This is a genomic window from Deinococcus metallilatus (genome assembly GCF_004758605.1).
Taxonomy (GTDB): domain Bacteria; phylum Deinococcota; class Deinococci; order Deinococcales; family Deinococcaceae; genus Deinococcus; species Deinococcus metallilatus.
Window position 1 is genome coordinate 163,654 of record NZ_CP038510.1, and the last position, 21,344, is coordinate 184,997.

Here is a 21,344-nt window from a genome sequence, read left to right on the forward strand (position 1 = left end):
TCGGGGGACCGGCTCAGCCCCGGTCCGTGGCCCTCATCCGCCCTGGCGACGGGCGCGGCGCCCGAGATCCAACCCGACCGGCAGCAGGCTCGCCGCCGTGAGCAGCCCCATCACGCCGAGGGCGGGCAGGCCGCCCGCGAAGGCCCCGATTCCCAGCGCCAGCCCCGCCGCAAGGAGGTTCCAGCCCACCTGCGGGCCATCCCAGCGGCTGCCCGAGGCCAGGTAAGCCCAGTTGATGGCGGCGAGCGCCGCGAAGCACAGCGCGGTGGCCCCCGCCAGCAGCCAGCGCGACGGGTCGGGCAGGGCCGGTTGCGTGGCCTCGCGGATGGCGTGCGTGACGCCCATCGCCCCGGCCCCGATGCCCACCGTGAAGGGCAGGTGGGCGTACAGCCAGATGTTGTAGGGCGCGGTGCGGCCCTCCCTGACGGCCTGAACCGCCGCACCGTCCGACGTCTCGAAGTACACCCACCACAGCGCGAAGGCCAGCAGCAGCGCCAGGGCCGCGACCCCCTCCGCCGGTCCCTGGGTCTGCTGGCGGAGTCCCTCCACCACCCCCACGGCGCTCTCGCCCAGGACGATCAGCGTGAAGTTGCCGAAGCGCTCCTGCAGGTGCCCGGTGTTGGGTGGGAAGCGGACGTTCCAGCGCGCCAGCACCAGCGGGGTGCCGACATCCACCAGGAAGGCGACGCCCCACAGCCAGAAGCGGGCAGGCGCGGGCACCAGCGCCGAGACCAGCCACAGCAGCGCCGCGAGGCCGTAGCCCAGCGCGAAGCGTGAGGCGGGCACCCGCGCCTCGGGGGCCGCCCGCGCCGCGTTGGCGTAACCGAGGGCCAGGATCAGCCGGAACCCCCCGTAGGCGAGCGCAAACCCGGCAGCCCCCGGCCCCAGGGCGTCCTGTGCCCGCAGGGCGAGCGTCAGCGCCAGCCCCATCTGGACCAGCGTGATCAGGCGGTCACTCAGGTCATCGGTGCCGAAGCGGTCCACGTAGTAGACGTAGCCGACCCAGGCCCACCAGACCGGGACCGCCAGGACCAGGAAGCCCAGGACGGCGCTTCCCGTGACGCCCCCTTCCAGCCGCCGCGCCACCTGGTCCACCGCCACCACGAAGACGAGGTCGAAGAACAGCTCCATCCACGTCGTCTTGCGCTCCCCCTGCTCGCCGGTCCGCAGGCGCGGGGGTTCAAAGAGCGGCCGGTCGGGACTCCGCCAGGTGCCCGAGGCCGTCTCGTCCCCCAACTCGTTGGTGCTGCCTGGCATCCTGTCCACATCTCACCTCGGCCGGTCGGGGCGCAGGTCGTTCAGGTCCGGACCGGGCATGGTTCCCTCCCCGGCCCCCGGGGGAGGCAGTGAGCTCACTCGACCGGCCTGCTCTCCGAGAGGGACGTGGAGGTGGACTCGATCCGTTGCTGGTGCAGCTTGCCAGCTCCTGGGCATCGACCGCGTGGTCCGCCATCACGATGGTCTGGCACAGCAGCAGGGAAGCGCTGCTGCTTGCTGCTGCCCGTCAGGAGGCGGGTGCCCGCGTCGCTGAGGACCGCGCCCTGGCCCGGCAGACCAGCAGTTCCGTCTGACGCAACCGTTGGTCCATCACCGTAACAGGACGGGCTGGGCGTCAATCCTGATCCGGAAGAGGCTGTAGGGCTTGCGGCGCAAGTCCTGCCCGCCGTGATAACGCGCCTGACGGTGGAGTTGATTGGCGGTCACGTAGAGGTAGCCATCATTCGCCACGGACATGGTATCGGGCCACAGCAGGCGTGGGTCGTGAACGACGGTCTCCCACACGCCCCCTTCCTTGCGCCGCAGGATGGCGTTGTGTTCGTAGTTCCCGGAGTAGATGTACCCGTCCGCGTCGGACTCCAGCCCGTCCGAGGCCCCGCCCCGATCCCCTTCGTCCCGGACGGCGGCGGCGACCGCCTGGTCCTCCAGAGAACGGTCCGCCAGGGCATCGGTGCTCACGCTATAAAGCCGCCGACTGCCGAGCGGGCAGTAGTACAGGCGTGAGCCGTCGGCCGAGATGGCGATGCCGTCCGATCCCATCCCCGCACCCTGCTTGACCTCTCCGTCCTTGCGTTCCAGAAAAGGCCGTCCCTCGACGATGGGGAGGAAATCTTGCAGGTCCTGCGCCTTGGTGGAGGGATCGTCATGCAACTTCCGCCAGCTCTCACCGCTGTCGAGGTCCACCACGATCAGGCCGTTGGGTCCCTGTTGCGCCGAGTCGGTGATAAAGGCCATCCCCGCCTCACCGCGCCTCAGGTCGAAGCGCACGTCGTTGAGGTACGAGGTGGGCAGGGCCACGTCCTGTGGAAAGAGGATCGTCCGGACCACCTGATCCGTCGCCAGGTCCACGCAGAGGAGCTTCGGCCCTCCGTACTGCGTGGGCTGGAACATCGGACTGCCGGTGTCGAGAATCCACAGCCGGTCAGCCGGATCGACCACGACACTCTGCACCGACACCAGGGCGGCGGCAGGATCATTCGGATGGGTGTCGTTCGTCGCCTGATCCGGGTAGGCCACCGGTTGGCCGTCCCGCAATTCGGCGACCGTGAATTGCACGTCGTCGCCCCACTTGGGAAAGTTGATGAAGATGCGCCCCGTGTGGGACACCGTCACGCCCGTGAGCATCGCACCGCCAAAGGTCGCCACCACCTCCAGCGTTCCGACGGGTTCGTCGGTGGGCAGGTTTTGCGCCTGATCGTTCATGGTGCTCTCCTGATGAGAAGACACAGGTGATCGGAGGCGGGGGCAGCATAACTCCTCTGCTGCCCCCACGTTCTGCCTGAAGTCAGGTGGTGGGGTGGAGGATCACCTTGGTCCAGCCGTCGTTGCGCTCGTCGAAGTTCTTGTAGGCGTCGGGCGCCTCGTCCAGCGCCAGATTGTGCGAGACGATGAAGGACGGTTCGGCCCGGCCCACCGCGATCAGGTCGCGCAACTGGCGGTTGTACGCCTTGACGTTGCACTGCCCGGTGCCCACATGCTGCCCCCGGAACCACAACATTCCCCAGTCGAAAGGAATCTCGCCGTGTTTGGCGAGCTGGGTGGCCCCGCCCGGGTCCAGCGGCTCGAAGACACCCACCGCGCCGATCCCCCCGGTGAACTTCACCGATTTCACCAGGTTGTTCATGGTCAACCCGGGAATTTCCTTGCCGTGATAGTCGTGGCACTGATACCCCACGCACTCGCAGCCCCGGTCCGCCCCGATCCCGTTGGTCAGTTCCATCACCCGGTCCACCGGGTTCACCTGTGAGTCGTCGATGGCGATGGCCCCGATGCTCTCGGCGAGCCGCAGCCGGTCGGCGTGGTGGTCCACCACCATCACCATGCAGGCACCCTGAAGCATGGCGGAGTAGGCCGCCATCAGGCCCACGGGACCGGCGCCGTAGACCACGACCGACTCGCCGGGGCACAGCCCCGCCAGCCGGGTCGCGTGCCAGCCGGTCGGGAAGATGTCGGCCAGCATCACGTAGTCGGCCTCCTTTTCCCGGGCGTCCGGGGGGAGCAGCAGGCAGTTGTAGTCCCCGTAGGGCACCCGCAGGAGTTCGGCCTGCCCGCCCGGGTAAGGCCCCATGTCGGCAAAGCCGTAGGCCGCACCGGCCATGCCAGGGTTGGCGGTCGTGAGGCAGAAGGCACTCAGGCCCCTCTCGCAGTTCTTGCAAAAGCCGCAGCCGATGTTGAAGGGCAAGACCACCAGGTCCCCGACCTTCACCCGGTCGACCGCCTCGCCGACCTCGATCACTTCGCCAAAGTTCTCGTGACCGAAGATGCTGCCCTTCTCGAAATCGGTGCGGCCCTCGTACATGTGGAGGTCGCTGCCGCAGATGTTGGTGCTGGTGATCCTGACCAGGACGTCGGTGGGACGCTGAATCTGAGCATCCGGGACGTTCTTCACCGCCACATCGCGGGGACCGTTGTAGACGACTGCTTTCATGGTGTTCCTCCTGCTCCAGGGGACACGTCCCTTTGGTGCCGTTGAACAGGCTGCCGACCGCTCGCTGTCCCGTCTGTTCCTCTTCGGGGCCTCCTCTAACCGGGGAGCTTGGCCGCCATGACATCAATCTTCTCGATGTCGGGTGCCCGCGCGAACAGTTCGGCGTTCTCCTTGAGTGCCGCTGCGACGCGGCCCGACAGGTGCGCTTCCCGGCCCGACTCGTCGGGAAACACGTCGAAGATGCCGAAGGTCGAAGGTCCCAGGCGGATTCCGAACCAGGCGGTCGTCGCCGGTTCCTGCTGAACCAGCGGCAGCCCTCCCTTCAGCAAGTTCTCGACGTCCGCCTCTTTTCCAGGCTTGGCCTCCAGCCGGATGAGCAGTCCCAGGGTCACCATGTCCCCCCTCCTTTCTCAGCCTCTTGCCGACCGTCAGGGGGTGAAGACAGCGCGCACGATGCCGTCCTCCTTGTTCTTGAACATGGCGTACGCGCGCGGCCCGTCCTCCAGCGAGAAGCGGTGCGTGGCGAGATAGGAAGGATCGAGTTCGCCCTTCACCGCGTGCTCCAACAGTCTGGGCAGGTAGTGCTGGCCGTGCTGCTGGGCGGTGCGTACCGTCACGCCCTTGTTCATGAGCACCCCGATAGGGAACTTGTCCATCACGCCGTACACGCCCAGGATGGAAAGTGTGCCGCCCTTGCGGACCGCCATGATGGCCTGCCTCAGCGCCTGCCCCCGGTCGGTCACGAGGCGCAGCGTCTGCTTGGCCTTGTCGTACAGGTAGCCAGGCCCGGTGCCGTACGCCTCCATCCCCACCGCGTCGATGCAGGCGTCGGGGCCGCGCCCCCCGGTCATCTCGTGGAGGACGGCGAGCACGTCGGGCGTTTCGACGTAATTGATGGTTTCCGAGCCGATATGGTCGCGCGCCATCTTCAACCGCTCCGGGAAGCGGTCGATGGCAATGACCCGCTCGGCCCCGAGCAAAAAGGCGCTCTGCTGCGCCATCAGCCCCACCCCGCCGCAGCCCCACACCGCCACGATGTCGCCCGGCTTGATGTCACAGAAGTCGGCTCCCATGTAGCCGGTGGGGGCGGCGTCGGATAAAAACAGGACCTGCTCGTCGCGCAGCCCCTCGGGAACCTGAAAGCAGCCCACGTCGGCGTGCGGCACCCGCATGTACTGCGCGTGCGATCCGGCGTAACCCCCGAAAGCGTGGGTGTACCCGAAACACGCTCCCGTTGGATAGCCGAGCAGCGGGGCCTGCAACTCGGCGTTGGGATTGGTGTTGTCGCACAGCGAGTACAGGTCGTGCTGGCAGTACCAGCAGTCCCCGCAGGCGACGAAGGACGGCACGACCACCCGGTCGCCCTTCTTGACTTTCTTCACCTCGGGTCCGACGTCCTCGACGACGCCCATGAACTCGTGGCCGATCACGTCGCCGGGCAACATGCTCGGCACGTACCCGTCGATGAAGTGCAGGTCCGAGCCGCAGGTGGTGGACATGGTGATGCGCAAAATGACGTCGTGCGGGTTGACGATGACGGGGTCGGGGACGGTCTGGACGCGCAGGTCGTTCACGCCTTCCCAGCACAGTGCTCGCATAGGGGGTTCTCCTTGGTCTCGTCGCGGCGGGGCGAAAGTCAGGCGGTGCTCGCCCGGGCTGAGGGGTTGCGGTCCAGCGTGGGAATCTCACCCGTCTCGGCCAGGCTCTTGAAGCGGCGCAGGGCGTCTCCCACCAGCAGGCTCGGCACCAAACCGTTCAATGCCCTGGCCACCGCTGCGCCGAGCGTGCCGCCGGGTGGCTGGAAGTGCAGGCGCAACGTGACCTCGGTGCCGCGGTCGCCCGGCGCGGGACGCAGGCGCATCTCGCCCCAGTTGGGCAGGTCCGCGCCCGGCAGCGACTGCCAGCGCACCAGTTCTCCGGGGCGGCTTTCCACGACCTGGGTGTCCCAGGACAGGCTGCGCCCACCGGGAACGCGCACCGTCCAGTGCGCCTGATCCATGTCCGTCTCGGTGATCTCGGCGAAGTGCCCCATGACGCGGGGCAGGTATCCCCCCTCGCGCCAGAAGCGGTGCAGCTCGTCGGCGGACTTGCCGATGGTGATGGAGCGCGCCACCTCGGCCATGTTGGTTTCCGCCCCAGCTTGACCGGACCGCCTGGCCAGTTCTCGGTACAGCAGGGCGCCGCCCGCGAGCGCCAGCGCCACGCCGCCGAACGAGATGCGCCGCAGGCCGAGCGTCAGTAAGACCCCACCGAGGATCAGGGTGACCCGGCGCTGCTCCTGACTCGCCTTGCCTGCTCCCCGCGAAAGCGTCCCCTTGAGCGCGTCAGCAATCCCGCTCGTGGCCGGTCCTCCCAATGGGCTTCCCGCGTCCATACCGCCTCCTCTGTGATGACTCACCCGTGCACGAGGGGAACTCGCATCGTTGGTCTCGCACCGCACCCTGATTTCTGTGTGGTCGCCCGAACCGGTATGGGAAGGTCACCCCCTGTGGTCGGTCATTCCTGAACGAACCTGAGTTCTAGGCTGGCGAAGGAGGAGATGCAGGCCTCATGACCCCTAGTTCTCGCTGACCAGCGCAGGCAGCAGGCGTTGTGGCGCGACGTTGACCCGGTATGCCCGAATCGTTATGTCCCTCCTACGTGTAGCAATTCAAACAGTTATGGGCAGCCTGTCAGTGCTTCTCAGATGAAATCCGACTCACCTGTCCTGACGTTAATATTTGAAACTTCCTAAGGGTGTTCATCAGATTTATCAAAGGTCCTTATACTCGGTACCTGACTGGTCGAGGACTGCGCTGTCCCGCGGCAGCAAAAGGGGTGGTGAGAAGATGGGTCTGGAACGCGCTTTCTCCCAGCGCAAAGCACGGTTCAAGGCTTCATGCCCATAGCTCGCCGGGCTGGATGCACAAGCCCACGAAGGCCGTCACGCTGTGGGATGTGGCATCGACCGACTCAAGGATTTCCGCGCTCTTGGTACGCGGTCCGACCAGCGTGGACACCAGTTCTTAGCCGGTGTCCACGGGGCTTACATCCTGCTCCGGCTCTAAGTACAACTACGGAAGTTGTGCGGGGTGTAGGGTAGGGTCATCGACGTACCGAGGAGGTCGATATGCACCCTTTCGGTTGCCGCCCCCATCTGCCGAGCAGCTTGAGGAACTTGAGCACCTCTACCGCACTGGGGAGGGCCATCTTCGCATTCGAGCCCTGATCGTCCTGCTCTCGGCAGAACAGCAGCGGAAGGTCGCGGAGATCGCCGTGTTGGTGCGGTACGACGAGGAAACGGTCCGCCGCTGGTTGCACCGCTACGTTGCCGAGGGGATACAGGGCTTGGCAGACGCGCCGCGGTCCGGTGCACCACCCAAAGTCACACCGGAGTACCGCGAGAAGCTGATCAGCGTGGCCCGGCAGCGGTCACGTGCCCTGGACCTGCCCTTCTCGCTATGGACGGGCTGGCGCTTGGCCGACTATTTGGCGGAGTTGACCGGAATCCGGCTGAGTGCGGTGAGCGTCTACCGCTTGCTGCATCAGGGGGGAATTCACTTCAACCGGCCATAGCACACCATCACCAGCCCGGACCCCGAGTACGCCGTGAAAAAAAAGCGGTCGAGGAAGCCCGTGACCAGGTGAAGCCCGGGGAGGTCTTTTACTACGCTGACGAGTTCAACATCAGTTGGTTGCCAACCTTACGGGCGATGTGGAGCCCGGTGGGTCAGCAGGTGATGGTCCCGACACCGGCGCAGCCAGTGCGCCGGTATGGAATTGGTGCCGTGAACTACCACACCGGGGAGACGGTCGTGTTGACCCGCACGCGAAAACGCCGCCAGGAGGTGGCCGAGCTTCTCCAGCAACTGCTGGAGAAGCATCCCCACGAACGGATTTACGTTGCCTGGGACAACGCCAGTACCCACCAGGACGAGGAAATCGAGGCCGTGGTCCGAGGTGCGGCTGGTCGCCTGGTGTTGCTGTACTTGCCCACCTATAGCCCCTGGCTCAACCCCATCGAGATGTTGTGGCGGCACTTCCGCCGGGAAGTCACCCACTGCGAGTTGTTCGAGAACGTCGAGGCCCTGCTGGTGGCCTCACACGCCTTCTTTGACCGCTACAACCTCAGGCCCGGCGGCGTTCGGTCCATTATTGGCTCCCATCCCGCACAACTTCCGTAGTTGTACTTAGTGGAGTGATTCAGAGGAACGTTGGGAGATAGAGGGGTACGCTGGTATGGGAGGTGGACGATGCACCGTGGCCCCTCATCCCCTGTTCCCGTTCTGACTGCCGAGGAACGTCAGTTGCTGAGCGCGCTGGTGCGTCGTCGCCAGACCCCGCGGGGTCTGGCGACGCGGGCCAAGATTATCCTGCTCAGCGCCGATCAACCCACGGCGACGCTGAGCCAGATTGCGGCGCAGGTTGGGCTCAGCGACGACACCGTAGGCACCTGGCGCCGACGTTTTGCTGCCGAGCGGGTGGCCGGGTTGAGTGACGCGCCGAAGAGCGGCGCGCCCAGGACCATTCAGGAGGCCGACGTGGAACGGGTCGTTCGTCTGACCCTCGATACCCTTCCTGCCGACGCCACGCACTGGAGTACCCGCAGCATGGCCCAGACCAGTGGGATGACCCAGAGTGCGGTGCACCGCATCTGGCGTGCGTTTGGCTTACGGCCCCACCTGATCTCGTCGTTCAAGCTCTCCACAGACCCCCTGCTGATCGAGAAGGTGCGCGACATCGTGGGGCTGTATCTCGCGCCACCAGACCGGGCGCTGGTGCTGTGCGTGGACGAGAAGCCTCAGATTCAGGCGTTGGAACGCGGGAGTGCGACCTTCCCCATGCTCCCCGGACAGGAGGAACGAACGGGGCACGAGTACGTCCGTCACGGCACCACCACGCTGATTGCTGCTCTTGACGCCAGAGTGGGCAACCTCATTGGCCGGTGTTACCCGCGACATCGAGCCGTCGAATTCAAAGACTTCCTGGTTATCGTCCATGCTCAAGTTCCTGCGGAACTTGAGGTGCACGTTATTCTCGATAACTACATCACGCACAAGACCAAGGTGGTGCAGGACTGGGTCCTGGCTCATCCTCGCTTCCACTTTCACTTCACACCTACGGGCGGATCGTGGCTGAATCTTGTGGAGTCGTGGTTCGCGCTGCTGAGCCGCAGGCGATTGAAGCGCGGAAATTTCAAGTCGAAGGATGAGCTGGAACAGGCCATCCAAGCGTTCATCGCCCAGACCAACGAAACACCAGCCCCGTTCGTTTGGACGAGGTCGGCCGACGACATTCTGGACAACATCAAGCGTTTCTGTAAGCGGTACCTCCCGGCCCCATCCGCCCCCCAAAACTCCCAAGCTTCTTCTGAATCACTCCACTAATGCCATGTCCAATCTGATATTCGGCACTTCTCCCGACTTGGCCGCCCCTAAAGCCGCGCGGCGATCAGCGGGACGGCCAGGAGGGTGGCCGCGAGCCCCCACCACTGGTCCACACGCAGCCGCTCACGGAGCAGCACCAGGGCCAGCAGCACGGTGAACGCCGGGTACACGTTCGACAGCACGCTCGCCTCTGCCAACCGCCCTGTTTGCGCCGCGACCACGAACAGCACGTTCCCCAGCGCGTCGAGCAGCGAGGACAGCATGATGGGTCGCGCACTCTGGGGACGCAAGCCCGGTCCCCCTACGGCGAGGGGCAGCATCACCCCCGCCGAGACGAGCCGGGCCATCACCAGCGGCCAGAACACTGACCCCGCCTGCGTCTGCCCCAGGAACACGAAGAACGCCCCGAAGCCCAGCCCCGCGAGCACCGCCAGTCCCAGCCCACCCCGTCCTTCGGCCGGAACCCGACTGAGCAGTATGACGCCCGCGAGGGCCAGGATCATCCCAAGCAGTTGCCCCGCCCCCAGAGACCCACCGAGCAGCACGCTCACCAGCACCGGCAGGGCCGCCGCGAGCACGGCACTCGTGGCGGCCACCGTACCCATCGGTCCCAGGGCCAGCCCCCGGTAGAGGGAGGCGAGGCCGATCACACCGCCTACCCCGGCGAGGGCGCCCCAGGCGAGGTCCACTGGTCTGGGCGCGGCCTCGCCCGTTACGAGGGCCAGCACCACGAACAGGGCGAGGGAGAGCAGGTGCGCCAGCGCCACGACGCGCACCACCGGGTCACGTTTCGTGGCGAGGCCGCCGCTGAAGTCCCCTGCCCCGAAGGCGGCAGCCGCGCCCAGCCCCGCCGCCAGCACGGTGCCCAGGTCGCTCACCCGACTGGCCCCAGGCGCACACGCTCAATTCGGCAGCCGGGCGAAAGTTCCCCCAGCAGCGTCTCCAGCGCGTCGCCCGCCTGCTCCAGGTTCCCGGAGGTCATGGGCGAGCGGGCGTCGAACAGGAAGTACGCCTCCGTCGTGTCTTCCGTCAGCCGGGTCCGTGTGCCCTGCCGCCAGTTCCACGCTCGGCACGTCACGCCCGCTTCGTCGGCCCAGACCACCTCACCCGGCACGGGCTGGTCGATGAAGGGCGCGCCGTCCTTGGTCGTCTCGAAGGGCTCCGTGCCGTCCGCAAACTTCAAGGTCACCGGTCCCACCACCTGGGCCAGATCCTCGCCGCCGCAGGGCACCACGAAGCGTACGCTGACCGCGTTGTAGGCGTCTGTCAGACGGTTGATAGCAGGCAGTTCCCCACCTTTGATCACCCGTGTGATCAGAGCCTCGGCGGAATTCATCATGCGCTGGGGCTTGACGCCAAAGGCGCGGAACGCTTCCCGCCAGGCGGCGAGGTGCGGGTGCTCGGCAGGAGGCGTGGCGACGAACATTCGGCGGGCGTGCTCTTCGGCCTCCCGCAGCAGGGTCTGGCTGCGTTTGTCACTGGGACCGTTCTTGAGGCCGGAAGCGAAGAGGACGAGTCCGTGGTAGGTCGGGAAGCGTTCAGCCACAGCCGGGCTGATTTGAAGCAGATCGTTCAAGAGAATTTCTCCAGAAAAGGCGGAAGGGAGCAGGGTCATTTCCGTTTTTGCCAGCCGGGTGAGGCGGTGTCGTTCCTGGCTGGCCAGCGTTCGCTCACCCCGGGCAGTCGTCCCTCTTTGCCGGTGAGGGTTTCCGGCGTGATGGCGTACACGATGGTGCCGCCCACACGCGGCAGCGAGTTCTTCTCCCGGCCCCAGGAATCCTCGGGCGCGTACTTGTCCATAAAAGCGCGGTAGAAGCGCAGCTTCTCGTTGGTGTCCTCCACGATGCGGATGCGCCCGAAGACGATCACCGAGCGGTACGACACCGACGTGTCGCACTCCACGTGACCGTAGGGGAAGATCTCGCCGGGTTCGTCCACCTCAAAGCTGACCCGGTCGTGGAAGCGCACGTTGGTCAGGAAATGCCCCTCATAGCGCGCGGTGTGGAGGTACACCTGCCCGTCCTGCCAGGTGAAGAGGTTGGGCACGACGTACGGGTAGCCGTCCGGGCCGAGGGTGCCAGTGCGCCCACAGAAGGCGGTGGTGAGGAACGCCTCAGCTTCTTCCCGGGGCATGGCTTTGTCCTGCCGCTTGAGCTGTCCTCGTGGAGTGGTGTCGGTCATAGGGACTCCTGAACGTGTTCAGACGGTGATTTCGGCCAGGGCAGTCAAGGCAGGACCACTCAGGCCATAGTCGGTCCACACGGGGTTTGCCCGTGCCCCCAGCCGCTCGTAAAAGCGCTGCCCAGACGTGTTCCAGTTGGCGACCGTCCAGCGGAGGGCACCGCAGCCCCGCGTCGTGGCTTCGCGCGCCGCTGCGCGCATGAGGTGTTCCCCGATGTGCTGCCCACGCGCCTCCTCGGCCACGTACAGCTCCTTGACGTACAGCGTCGGTCTGGCCGTCGCGGTGAAGGGGACGAGGTAGTACACCAACATCCCTACCAGGGTTCCGTCCTCATCGGCGACGAGGGCATGGAAGTCCGGGGGGTTCTTGCGGAAGCCCTGCTCACGCAGGATGTCCTCGTTCACGGCGAACACGTCGAGGTAGTCCTCGAATTCCGCCAGGGCACGCATCAGGGGCAACAGTTGCGGGATGTCCTGCTCGGTGGCAGGGTGAATGCTTGGGGTCATACGGGTTCATCCTGAAGGGGAAATGGCCCGGCAGGAAGTACCATTTCGGGAGAAAAATGACGGACCATTTGCCGACTCGCCAACCGGACGTGACCGTGGACCTGCCGCTGCATGTAGAGCGGGCCAGTCCTCTATCCGTGGCGCAGCAGGTGAGTACGCAACTGCGTGCGGCGATCCAGAAGGGTCAGTTGCAGCCTGGCACGCGGCTGCCCAGCACCCGCACTCTCGCCCGGGTGCTCGGAATCAGCCGTGGGGCCGTGGTCACGGCGTACGACGATCTGCTGGCGGCGGGGTATCTGGTCGGCCGCGTCGGCGCGGGCACGTATGTCAGCACCGAATTGCCCCTGACACCGCCAGTCCCCTCGGGTGCGCCGCTGATGGAAGAACGGCCCCGTTGGCTGCGCGGTGTACCCGTGACCCCCGACGTGGCCCCGTCCAGAGCTGACGAGGACGTGATCGACTTCCGGGTGGGGCAGCCTGCCGTCGCGCCCCTTTCGGACGCGGCGTGGAAGCGAGCCTGGCGCCGGGTCGCAGAGGACACGCTGCCAGGTGCTTACGCGGAGGCGGCGGGAGACCCCGAGTTACGCGCCGAGGTCGCAGCGTACTTGCGGCGCTCGCGAGGCGTGGTGTGCAGCCCGGATGATGTGGTCGTGACCAGCGGGACCATTCAGGGCCTGCACCTGGTCGCGCGGGCCGTGCTCGCCCCGGGAGATGTGGCCGCCTTCGAGGAGCCGGGGTACCGCCTCGCCCGTCAGGTGCTCCGCGAGCGGGGAGCGCAAATTCTACCGGTCCCTGTTGATGAAGACGGGCTGCGGGTCGCTGAATTGCCGGTGGGCGAGGGCGCGCCGCCCCTGGTCTACACGACCCCCTCACACCAGTTCCCGCTGGGCAGCCGCCTCTCGCTCCCCCGCCGCCACGCCCTGCTGGCCTGGGCACGGGCGCAGGACAGCCTGATCGTGGAGGATGATTACGATGGTGAGTTCCGGTATGACGCTGCGCCGCTTCCGGCCCTGGCTTCGCTCGAACCGGACCGCGTAGTGTATCTGGGCACCTTCTCCAAGGTGCTGTCCCCGGCCCTCCGGGTGGGGTACATCGTGGGGCCGCCGGTGCTGCGCGAGCGGTTGATTGGTCTGAAGACCATCGCGGACTACCACACGTCCTGGCCGGTGCAGCGGGCACTGGCGTTCTTCCTCCGATCAGGCGACCTGGAGCGGCACCTGGGGCGAATGCGGCGGGTGTATGCCCGCAAGCGAGAACTGCTGGTGCGTGAGTTGGCCGGGGCGAGGTCCGTGGCGCGGGTGGGTGGCCTGGAGGCGGGCTTTCACGTCCACCTGGAGCTGGACGAGCGCCTGGATGCGGCGGAAGTGGTGCACCGGGCAGAAGAGCGGGGCGTGCGCGTCAGTGTGCTCTCGCCGTTCTATGTCTCGGACACGGCACCGGGCGGGCTGCTCCTGGGCTACGGCGGGCTGGAGCCTGCGCAAATTGTGCGAGGTGCCCGGGTGCTGGTCGAGGTGATGAACCATCTGGCCGCTGTCTCCTGATCATGGCGCCTCACGGCAGCGACCCTGACACCAGGCCCCAGCCAGCCGTACACCGGGCGTTGCCACAACCGGGACAGGCCCACCCGTCACCTGCCCCTTTCCAGAGAGGCTCTTATCCGGGGTGGAGCCTATGCACCACGTCCTTCGTGTTCTCGTACAGCTCGCGGTAGAGGGCGTACAGGTGGTCGTAGGTGGGCTTCACGTCCGGGTCGGGCTCAATGGTTTCGGTCTGCCCCACCCAGGCGTCCAGGTCCTCGCGGCGCACCTGTCCGGCGACCAGTCCGGCCAGGAAGGCGTCGCCGTAGCTCGCCCCGATGGTCACCCGGGGCAACACCTGGGGTGTCCCCGCCACGTCCGAGACGATCTGCGGCCACAGGTTGCCCTGCGTGCCCCCGCCCACGGCCACCGCCCGCCGGATGGGCGTGCCCAGCGCGGCGAACGTTTCAAGGTTGTGCCGGATGCCGCAGGCCACGCCCTCCAGGGTGGCCCGGAACAGGTCGCCCCGGGTGTGGGCCAGGGTCAGGCCCGCGAGCACGCCTTTCGCCTGCGGGTCGTTGATGGGCGTGCGCTCGCCGCTGAAATAGGGCAGCACCACCAGGCCACGCGCGCCCGGCGGCACCCGCCCCGCCGCCGCGAACAATTCGGCGTAGGCTTCGCCCCCTGGCAGCTCGCGGGCCAGCTCTTCCGCAAACCACTTCGTCAGGCTGCCGGTGGTACTCATCCCCGCCGCCAGGTTGAACTGGCCCGCGAAGGCGCCCGCCACCGTCCACACGCGCGGGTCGGGGGTAGGTTGCTCCTGCACCAGGATGAAGAAGGTGGTGGAGCCGTACATGATCATCAGGTCGCCGGGCTGCACCGCGCCCACGCTGATGGCCTCGCTCAGTGCGTCCACGGCACCCACCGCCACCGGCGTGCCCGGCCTCAGTCCGGTCAGGGCCGCCGCCCCCGGCGTGACCTCTCCGGCCCGCTCGTCGCTCCAGCCCAGCTCGGGCAGCCGCCCGGCCACGCCCATGCGCTCGCTGTAGTCGGCGTTCCAGTCTCCGGTGGCTGGGTCGTACATGGGCATGTAATGGCTGGCGGTGTGGCGGTCCATGACGTGCCGCCCGGTCAGGCGGTAGGTCACGTAGCTGCTGGCGGTGGCCAGCATGCGGGTCCGCGCCCAGACCTGGGGTTCGTGACGTTGCAGCCAGCGCACCTTGGGGCCGATGGCCTGGCTGGTCAGGGCCATCCCCGAATGGGCCAGGATATTTTCAGCGCCAAACTCGGCTTCCAGAGCGGGAATCTCGGGGGTGCCCCGGGTATCCACGCCGTACAGGATGCCGGGGCGCAGCGGGCGGCCTTCCTCGTCCAGCGGCAGCAGGCACGGCCCGATGGCGCTGATCGCCACGCCCGCCACATCGGCCCCGCTGTACTCACCCGAGAGCAGGGCGCGGCAGAGGGTCACCACATCCACCCACCACACCGTGTCGGCGTCCTGCTCCACGAAGCCGGGCCGGGGCACGCTGATGTCGTGGGGCACGCTGTGCGACCGCACGATGGTCCCGTCGGGGCGCACCAGCACGCCCTTGCTGCTGCCGGTGCCGATATCGATTCCCAGCAACAGCTGGCTCATGGGTGATCCGCTCGCATGGCTCGTTGTCTCATGGTCCCTTTCTGGAGGCCCGCTCAGCGTGTGGCGATCCGCACGTCGTCGAGCCGAAGCCAGGTGTCCGCGCCCGCACCGTGGAAGCCGCCGAAGACGGTCAGGGTGCTGTTCGTCCCCGAATTGAAATCGACGGTGAGGAGCGTGTAGCCCGGCAGTCCCGCGAAACTGGTTTCGGCCAGAGGCGTGCTGCCCGTACCTGCCCGTACCCCGAAGTACCCCCCCGTCAGATTGGCCGAGGTCTGCACCCAGCCGGTCAGGCGGTAGTTGGTGCCCGGCGTGACGGGGATCACCTGGGTGATCGCGTTCCAGTCCGCGCTGCTGGTGTGAATCCAGGCGTTGTTGGCCCCGCTGTGGGCGAAGCCCGCGCCCCGGTCCACGCCCTTGCTGCCGCTCCCCTCGCTGCCCCAGGGCGCGCCGAGGGCGGAACCGGTCTGTTCTTCAAAGCCCTGGTCGGCCACCGCGCGGTGATAGACGCCCAGTTCCGCGATGGAGGTGAAGGTCCGGCTGCCCCCGGGCGTCCCGATGATCCGCACCCCGTCGGCGCTCACCGGCGTGAAGCGCAGGGTATACGTCTTATTGGGACCCGCCGCGCCGCTGTAGGGATAGGGCGGCGTGATACTTACTCCCGCAGCGTTCACCCACACGCCGTTCTGGCGCACCTGCACTCCCAGATTGCCCGAGAACCAGCCGCCGTCGCTGAACATCTGGCCGGTCGTGTAGCGTACCTCGCTGACGGTGTAGGGCTGCGGCCAGACGTAGCCCCACCAGCTCTGGGTCTTGTTCTCGTCGTTCCAGTCGTCCTCGCTCTGATTCAGCACGCCGTCGTTGTAAAAGGCCACGTTCCCGAAATGGGCCACCCGCTCGACGGGCCGGGTGCCCGCGCCATTCATCGCCAGGTTCAGGGCGTCGTCGCGGGGATTGCTGGCGGTCCCGCCTTTGGCAGGTTCCACAAAGAAACGCCGCAACGAGTAGTCGTAGACGGAGGTTCCGCCGCCCCCGCAGGAACACACGTTGGACTGGAGCCACAGACTCTTGCCGTCCGCGCTGATGAACTTGGACGGGACGGTGGTGGCGTAGCCGCCGTGCTTGGTCTGGGTCCAGGGGTAGCCCCCGAAGTCCCTGGTCATGAAGAGCGTCCAGGGTCCCCAGGGCGTGGGCGACTCGTAGAACTCGAAGGTGTACTCGGTCCAGGAGGTGTAGAGGTAGCGGTTCAGCGGCTTGTCGAACACCACACCGCCCTGGCTGATGACGCTGAGGTTGTGGGCGTTGCCGGAATAGAGGGCCGGGTAGATGCGCCGGTCGTCATGCAGCACGCTCACGCGGGCATTGATGTCGGGAGTCCAGACGGGCGCGCCGCCGCTCTGCCCGGCATAGAACTGCCAGGCGCTGCGGGTCAGCACCTGCGTGGCGGGCACACGCGCCAGGTACAGGTCCACCGGGTCGGGCACCCGGTCATTGAAGGAATCGCGCCAGTTGCCGTCCAGCCCGTAAGCATACACGTACCCGTCGGGCGAGTTGACGTTGTTCTGCCCGTAGTCGAGGAACATGACGGTGGTGAACTTGCCGCCGCTGAACATCGGCGCGCTGCGGTTCCAGGTCCAGGTGAGGCCGTGATCGTTCGACTGCGCGACGGTGGCGTTGGGGGCGTCGTTGAAATCGAGGTTCAGGTCCTGCACCGCCAGGAAGAGCTTCCCTCCCGCGCAGGCCATCCCGGTGGGCTTGCGGTTGTAACTGCTGCCCCCCCAGACCTGCCCCAGCGCGTTGCCGCTGGCAAGGGCCGTCCCGCTCAGGTTGGGTGGGGTGCCCGTGACGCGGCTGAGCACGATGTCGCTGGCCGTGCTGCCGAAGCCCTTGCCGTCACCGTTGGCGGCATACAGGTTCCCGTCGTCCGACCAGCACGAGGGCCACAGGTCGCCGTCGCTGGCGCTGCTGGCCGAGTGGGCGGATTCCACGAACGCCGTGCCGATCCAGGTGCTGGCCGCCGGGCTGCCCTGGGCATGGAGGACACCTTTGGGCGTTTGACCCGTGGGGGCCGCGCAGCCGCCGAGCGCCGCGCCGACCACCAGCAGGATAAGGAAGTTCCTTGGCATCCCTGCTCCTCTCCACCTCACGCCTGTGCGGCGTGGGTCGTGCCTCAAGCGTGGGCAGTGGTGATACTGACCGGTTGGGGTTCGTCCTGCGGCGCAGTCTCCGTCCCGACGCCGCACAGGTTGACCCGCATGCCCAGGGCGTCGAAGAAAGCCGCTTTCACCTCCAGCGCCCGCTGCGCCGCCGCCCGGTCAGGGGCATAGGCGACCTGGATATGGTTGGCCTGGTGCTTCGCCATCATCTGATCGCGGGTCACGCCGTCCAGCACGGCGTTCATCATCGGCCACTGGGGATTGGTCAGCGACCAGCGCCGCCGCACTTCCTCTTCCGGCAACTCGACCGCGCGGCCCAGCCCCAGGTCCACCTGCAAGGCGCCGCCTTCGATATACACCCGCGACCACACGATCTCGCCCGGCTTGCCGACCCCCTTCAGGGTGCCGCCGCCCTGCGCGAAGAACATCGGCGGCTGGCGCTCGCTGGTCGCGTCCGCGTAGCCCTGCGCGAAGTGCGAGGCGGGGGCCGCGCCGGAGATCATGAAGAGCCATACGAACTGGTCCCCGAAGTCTTCGCCCCAGCGCAGGTCGTGCAGGGTGGTGGAGGGGTCCAGGTTCAGCGCCTGCCAGACGCGGTGGGTGACCAGGGCGTCCAGCGCCGCCCCCTCGTCCACCTCGTTGAAGTGGGGGAGGGCTTGCCCGGCGTACAGCTCCTCGCCGGTGTCCGCGTGGTAGACCGGGGGCCGGTCGGGGTTGTTCAGCAGGCCTTCCGCCAGATCGCTGGCGGCCACCAGGTCCTTGAGGCCCTGCTGGTACTGGATACCGACGGCGTCGCAGCCGAAGCGGTGGGCGATCCGCACGGCGGCGATATACATCTTCAGTTGCTCCAGGGTCTGCTCACGGGTGAGCTGGGTGGCCGGGTCCGTCCCCCAGTCGAAGGTCATGCCGCGCTCAAGCAGCCACGCCAGCGCGCGTTCGGCTTCCTGATCGGCCACCCGCCGCATCTCGGCGTACAGGGCGGACTGGCTGAGGCGCTCCTTGTACACCCCCAGCGGATTCAGCATCTCGTCGTCGATGATGGCGTTGTACATGCCCATGCAGCCCTCGTCGAAGACCCCCAGGATGGCCTTGTCGCGCCGCAGGTCGTGGGCGAGTTGCTGGCCGAGTTGCCTGTTGTCGGCGCTCAGCGCACCTCCGTCGAGCGGCTGAACGTGGCTGAGGTCGTGCGTGACCCGCCCCGTCTGCACCCACTCCTGAAGTTTCCCGGTGAAGGCGTCGTCCTCGAAATCGCGGCTCCAGAGGCTGCTGTAGGTCACACCCGCTTTGGTCAGGCTGCCATTCAGGTTCAGCAGGCCCACCAGGCCGGGCCATTCGCCGCTCCAGTTGGCGACGGTCAGGATGGGGCCTTGATGGTCGCGCAGCCCCGCCAGGACATGATGACTGTATTGCCAGACGGCCTCCGCGACGATCACCGGCGCGCCTTGCGGAATCTCCCGGAACACGTCCATGCCCATGCGCTGCGAGTCGATAAACCCGTGGCCTGCCGCCGCGTCGTAGGGATGGGCGCGCGTCACCTGCACACCGAGCTTGCCCAGGGCGTCCGTCAGTTGCCCCTCCATCTGCGCCTGGGCGGGCCAGCACTGCCGGTTCGCCGCTGGCCGCAGGTCCCCACTCGCCACCAGATATGCCTGCTTAATCATAAAAACCCTCCGAGGAGAACGGGCGGCACGTTCAGCCCTCTCCTCCCGGCGTCCGGGGCACCTCGCGCGGCTCCCAGATATTGCGGTAGACGGGCAGACGGCCAGCGGCGCGCGGCAGTTCGGGGAAAGGCGCGTGCGGCTCCGTCTGATACCAGAAGGCGGTGGTGGCGATCTCGTCCGCGCGGCGGTTGGCGTGACCGTGTTCGATGGTCACGCGGATACGCTTCTGAAAGATCACCGGGTCCTCGATGTGAAAGCGGTACACCGTCACCGGCGCGGCCCAGTTCTCCCCGCCCCCCGCGATGATGCCGTGGTAGGGCGCGTTGTATTCCTGATTGGGGCACCACGCGGTGTTGAAGTAGTCCTCGGTGCCGGTGCCGTGCAGCGTGGGCGGCCAGGCATCGTTGGCGCCCGGACTCGACTCGGGGCGGGGTTCGATGACGGGAAGGCCAGCCTGTTCGGGAAAATCGACCTTGCGCCCCGCGTCTGGCGCGCTGATGCCCGGCTCGCCGTCCACGAAGATCATGTCGTCCCCCTCGCCGTACCAGTCCCAGGTCGGCGAGCGCCGCAGCGAGTACACCGAGAACAGGCAGCCCACGTAATGCCCATGCCCCTCGGCCTCCAGAATGGTGTAATTGCGCGCCCCGTCGGTGTTCACGCCGCCGAACAGGTACTGCTCGTCCGTCATGTCGTCCTGCGGCTCACCCTGCGGAATGGTGCGCCGCCACTGGGCGTGGAAGCGGCCCAAACCGTCTTCGAGCCGGTCGTGCAGTTCGAGATCGATGTAGTAGTAAAACAGCACCTCGTCCTCGCACTCGCTCTCCAGCGTGACGCGCATCCCGTCCGAGAACGGCATGGGGAAGTAGCAGTTGAAGGCCTTGCCGTCCTGCGGGCTGGTCTGGAGCGGCAGGCTGGCGTAATTGGCGGTGCGCCCGTGGCCCATGCCGAAGAAGTCCCCGAGTGGCACCTCGATGCTGGGCGTGTCCTCGCCGTCCCAGTAGGCGCGCAGGGTCAGCTTGCGCAGAGAGTTGGGACTCTGGCAGGCGACGGTACACCAGATATGCGTGACGATGCCCGCGCCGTCCAGTTCGGCCAGGGTGACGGTTTCGCCGGGCTGAAGGTGCAGCCGGTCGTCGTTACCCCCCGTGCGGTCAAAGCTGGAAAAGCGGCGGGGCCGGGCGTCGCGCAGCTTCATCAGGCCACGCAGCGGGGAAAGGCCGGTCTGTTGGGTCATCCAGTACACCTCATCGAGAAAAATCATTTGCTCAGGTCGGCGCGCATCAGGAACGTGTTGTACGGCCCGAAGCGCGACATCACGAAGTACATGGTCTGCCCGTTCCCCCGCAGCATGGCGGCGGTGGTAAAGGCCCCGTACAGTTGCGGGTAGTCGCTGGCCGTCGCCAGCACGCGCGGCTCGCTCCACGGTCCCCAGGGCTGCTCCGCCTGCCGCAGTTCCAGCGAGGCGGTCTGCTCGTTGAGGTAGCTGTAGGTCCAGCGGCCCAGGTAAGCGTTCCAGACCAGCGAGGCTTCCCCCACCGGACCGGGCACCACGTCCACGGCCTTCAGGGGGTTCTTGTCCCACAACGCCGCACCGTCCGCCGCCCGGCCCGCGAAGTATTCCCAGGTCGAGACGTCGCTGAGGGTCGCCGGTTTCACCCGCGCCAGTTGCGCATCCCCGAAACGTCCGCAGGGGGTGCCCAGCGCGTAGACGTAGGTGCCGCCCGCGTTGCCCCCGCCCGCGTCGCCACTCAGCGCCAGCATGTTGAAGTTGCTCCCCTGCTCGCCGACGTGCCCGCCCATCGGCTGCCAGGTCTTGCCCGCGTCGCTGGAAGTCACGAACTGCGAGAAGTTGCACTCCCAGACGCCCCCCTGCGCCGCGAAGCCGTGGACGGACATGTAATGCAGGTAGAGCGTGCCCCCGAGGCCGATCATGGAGGTCGGAATCTTGGTCTGCTCGCCGGTGAAGGGGGCCTGGTGCGCACCCTCGATCACGGCGACGGCCCGTCCGTCCGGCCCGGTATGCCAGCCGGTCCAGCTCAGGCCGTCGGAAAGATCGGCGTCCGTGCTGAAGCCGAGGACGTTCGAGCGCCAGTTCGGCCCGAAAGGCTTGCAGATGTCGCCGTTGTACCCGAAGGTGTCCCCGAAGGCCAGGTACAGCGTGCCGTTCAGGCTGGCGGGAATCCCCAGGTCGGTGCCGCAGATGTCCACCGCCTTGGTGGGCGTGGTGGCGTCCGGGCCGGTGAGCGGGGCCACCTGCCGCACCGTCAGGGTCTTGATGACGTCGACCGTGTTGGCGGGCGCCGGGTTCCCCTTCTGCGCGCAGGCGGCGGTGAGAACGAGGGTCAGGGCCACCAGGAAGCCGCGTCGCATGTTCACCGGACTCCTTTCCTTTGGGCCG

Annotated in this window: 19 protein-coding genes and 1 pseudogene; 5 read left to right on the forward strand and 15 right to left on the reverse strand. The window is 67.0% G+C overall.

The features are described 5' to 3' along the window. Window positions 1–33: 33 nt before the first annotated feature. The 6 genes from E5F05_RS00745 to E5F05_RS00770 form a co-directional block, all read right to left on the reverse strand. Entirely contained in the window at window positions 34–1,257 is a 1,224-nt protein-coding gene (locus E5F05_RS00745; RefSeq protein ID WP_129117137.1) for a low temperature requirement protein A, read from the reverse strand. Window positions 1,258–1,587: 330 nt separating this feature from the next. Then, the gene (locus E5F05_RS00750; protein WP_129117138.1) at window positions 1,588–2,700 is read right to left on the reverse strand and encodes an L-dopachrome tautomerase-related protein; all 1,113 of its coding nucleotides are present in this window, start codon (window positions 2,698–2,700) and stop codon (window positions 1,588–1,590) included. Between the two features lie 82 nt (window positions 2,701–2,782). Further along, the gene (locus E5F05_RS00755; RefSeq protein ID WP_129117139.1) at window positions 2,783–3,925 is read right to left on the reverse strand and encodes a glutathione-independent formaldehyde dehydrogenase; all 1,143 of its coding nucleotides are present in this window, start codon (window positions 3,923–3,925) and stop codon (window positions 2,783–2,785) included. Window positions 3,926–4,020: 95 nt separating this feature from the next. Further along, on the reverse strand, window positions 4,021–4,320 hold the full coding sequence (locus E5F05_RS00760; protein WP_129117140.1) for a putative quinol monooxygenase: 300 nt from the start codon (window positions 4,318–4,320) through the stop codon (window positions 4,021–4,023). A 33-nt stretch (window positions 4,321–4,353) separates the two neighbouring features. Then, the gene (locus tag E5F05_RS00765) at window positions 4,354–5,523 is read right to left on the reverse strand and encodes a zinc-dependent alcohol dehydrogenase (protein WP_129117141.1); all 1,170 of its coding nucleotides are present in this window, start codon (window positions 5,521–5,523) and stop codon (window positions 4,354–4,356) included. A 38-nt stretch (window positions 5,524–5,561) separates the two neighbouring features. Then, the gene (locus E5F05_RS00770; RefSeq protein ID WP_129117142.1) at window positions 5,562–6,299 is read right to left on the reverse strand and encodes an SRPBCC family protein; all 738 of its coding nucleotides are present in this window, start codon (window positions 6,297–6,299) and stop codon (window positions 5,562–5,564) included. 526 nt (window positions 6,300–6,825) lie between these two features. Between E5F05_RS00770 and E5F05_RS00775 the strand changes: the two are divergent. From E5F05_RS00775 to E5F05_RS00790, 4 genes and pseudogenes are all read left to right on the forward strand, one after another. Then, window positions 6,826–6,972 (forward strand): annotated as a pseudogene (locus E5F05_RS00775) (IS5-like element ISDge16 family transposase); the annotation flags it as partial. Between the two features lie 76 nt (window positions 6,973–7,048). Next, window positions 7,049–7,480 carry a helix-turn-helix domain-containing protein gene (locus E5F05_RS00780; RefSeq protein ID WP_164973280.1) on the forward strand — a complete coding sequence of 144 codons (432 nt, stop codon included), beginning with the start codon at window positions 7,049–7,051 and terminating at the stop codon, window positions 7,478–7,480. Then, a complete protein-coding gene (locus E5F05_RS00785; RefSeq protein ID WP_206732964.1) occupies window positions 7,366–8,088 on the forward strand; it encodes an IS630 family transposase in 723 nt (240 codons plus the stop codon). Before E5F05_RS00780 ends, E5F05_RS00785 begins: the two co-directional genes overlap by 115 nt. A 69-nt stretch (window positions 8,089–8,157) precedes the next feature. Next, complete coding sequence (locus E5F05_RS00790) at window positions 8,158–9,291, forward strand: IS630 family transposase (RefSeq protein WP_129117144.1); 1,134 nt, start codon at window positions 8,158–8,160, stop codon at window positions 9,289–9,291. Window positions 9,292–9,338: 47 nt separating this feature from the next. Here the strand turns inward: E5F05_RS00790 and E5F05_RS00795 are convergent, their stop codons facing one another. From E5F05_RS00795 to E5F05_RS00810, 4 genes are read right to left on the reverse strand one after another with little or no spacing between them, the layout of a single operon-like run. After that, entirely contained in the window at window positions 9,339–10,169 is an 831-nt protein-coding gene (locus tag E5F05_RS00795) for a DMT family transporter (RefSeq protein ID WP_241687016.1), read from the reverse strand. Continuing rightward, window positions 10,166–10,867 (reverse strand): B3/B4 domain-containing protein, encoded by a 702-nt coding sequence (locus E5F05_RS00800; RefSeq protein ID WP_129117145.1) that lies wholly within the window; start codon window positions 10,865–10,867, stop codon window positions 10,166–10,168. The genes E5F05_RS00795 and E5F05_RS00800 overlap by 4 nt, the downstream gene beginning before the upstream one ends. Before the next feature lie 35 nt (window positions 10,868–10,902). Then, window positions 10,903–11,472 (reverse strand): pyridoxamine 5'-phosphate oxidase family protein, encoded by a 570-nt coding sequence (locus E5F05_RS00805; RefSeq protein WP_129117146.1) that lies wholly within the window; start codon window positions 11,470–11,472, stop codon window positions 10,903–10,905. Window positions 11,473–11,490: 18 nt separating this feature from the next. After that, the gene (locus E5F05_RS00810) at window positions 11,491–11,979 is read right to left on the reverse strand and encodes a GNAT family N-acetyltransferase (RefSeq protein WP_129117147.1); all 489 of its coding nucleotides are present in this window, start codon (window positions 11,977–11,979) and stop codon (window positions 11,491–11,493) included. A gap of 56 nt (window positions 11,980–12,035) precedes the next feature. Between E5F05_RS00810 and pdxR the strand changes: the two genes are divergently transcribed. Further along, window positions 12,036–13,520 (forward strand): MocR-like pyridoxine biosynthesis transcription factor PdxR, encoded by a 1,485-nt coding sequence (gene pdxR, locus E5F05_RS00815; protein ID WP_164973281.1) that lies wholly within the window; start codon window positions 12,036–12,038, stop codon window positions 13,518–13,520. A gap of 112 nt (window positions 13,521–13,632) precedes the next feature. Here the strand turns inward: pdxR and E5F05_RS00820 are convergent, their stop codons facing one another. Genes E5F05_RS00820 through E5F05_RS00840 form a run of 5 tightly spaced genes read right to left on the reverse strand, consistent with a single transcriptional unit; the run spans window position 13,633 to window position 21,316 of the window. Further along, window positions 13,633–15,132: an FGGY-family carbohydrate kinase gene (locus tag E5F05_RS00820; RefSeq protein ID WP_129117148.1), complete on the reverse strand. Its 1,500-nt coding sequence runs from the start codon at window positions 15,130–15,132 to the stop codon at window positions 13,633–13,635. 53 nt (window positions 15,133–15,185) lie between these two features. Beyond that, the gene (locus E5F05_RS00825) at window positions 15,186–17,255 is read right to left on the reverse strand and encodes a glycoside hydrolase family 183 protein (RefSeq protein WP_129117149.1); all 2,070 of its coding nucleotides are present in this window, start codon (window positions 17,253–17,255) and stop codon (window positions 15,186–15,188) included. Between the two features lie 44 nt (window positions 17,256–17,299). Next, a complete protein-coding gene (locus E5F05_RS00830; protein WP_241687017.1) occupies window positions 17,300–18,946 on the reverse strand; it encodes a fucose isomerase in 1,647 nt (548 codons plus the stop codon). Window positions 18,947–18,977: 31 nt separating this feature from the next. Then, window positions 18,978–20,180 (reverse strand): glycoside hydrolase family 172 protein, encoded by a 1,203-nt coding sequence (locus E5F05_RS00835; RefSeq protein WP_129117150.1) that lies wholly within the window; start codon window positions 20,178–20,180, stop codon window positions 18,978–18,980. A gap of 23 nt (window positions 20,181–20,203) precedes the next feature. After that, the gene (locus E5F05_RS00840) at window positions 20,204–21,316 is read right to left on the reverse strand and encodes a glycoside hydrolase family 183 protein (protein ID WP_129117151.1); all 1,113 of its coding nucleotides are present in this window, start codon (window positions 21,314–21,316) and stop codon (window positions 20,204–20,206) included. Between the last annotated feature and the right edge of the window lie 28 nt (window positions 21,317–21,344).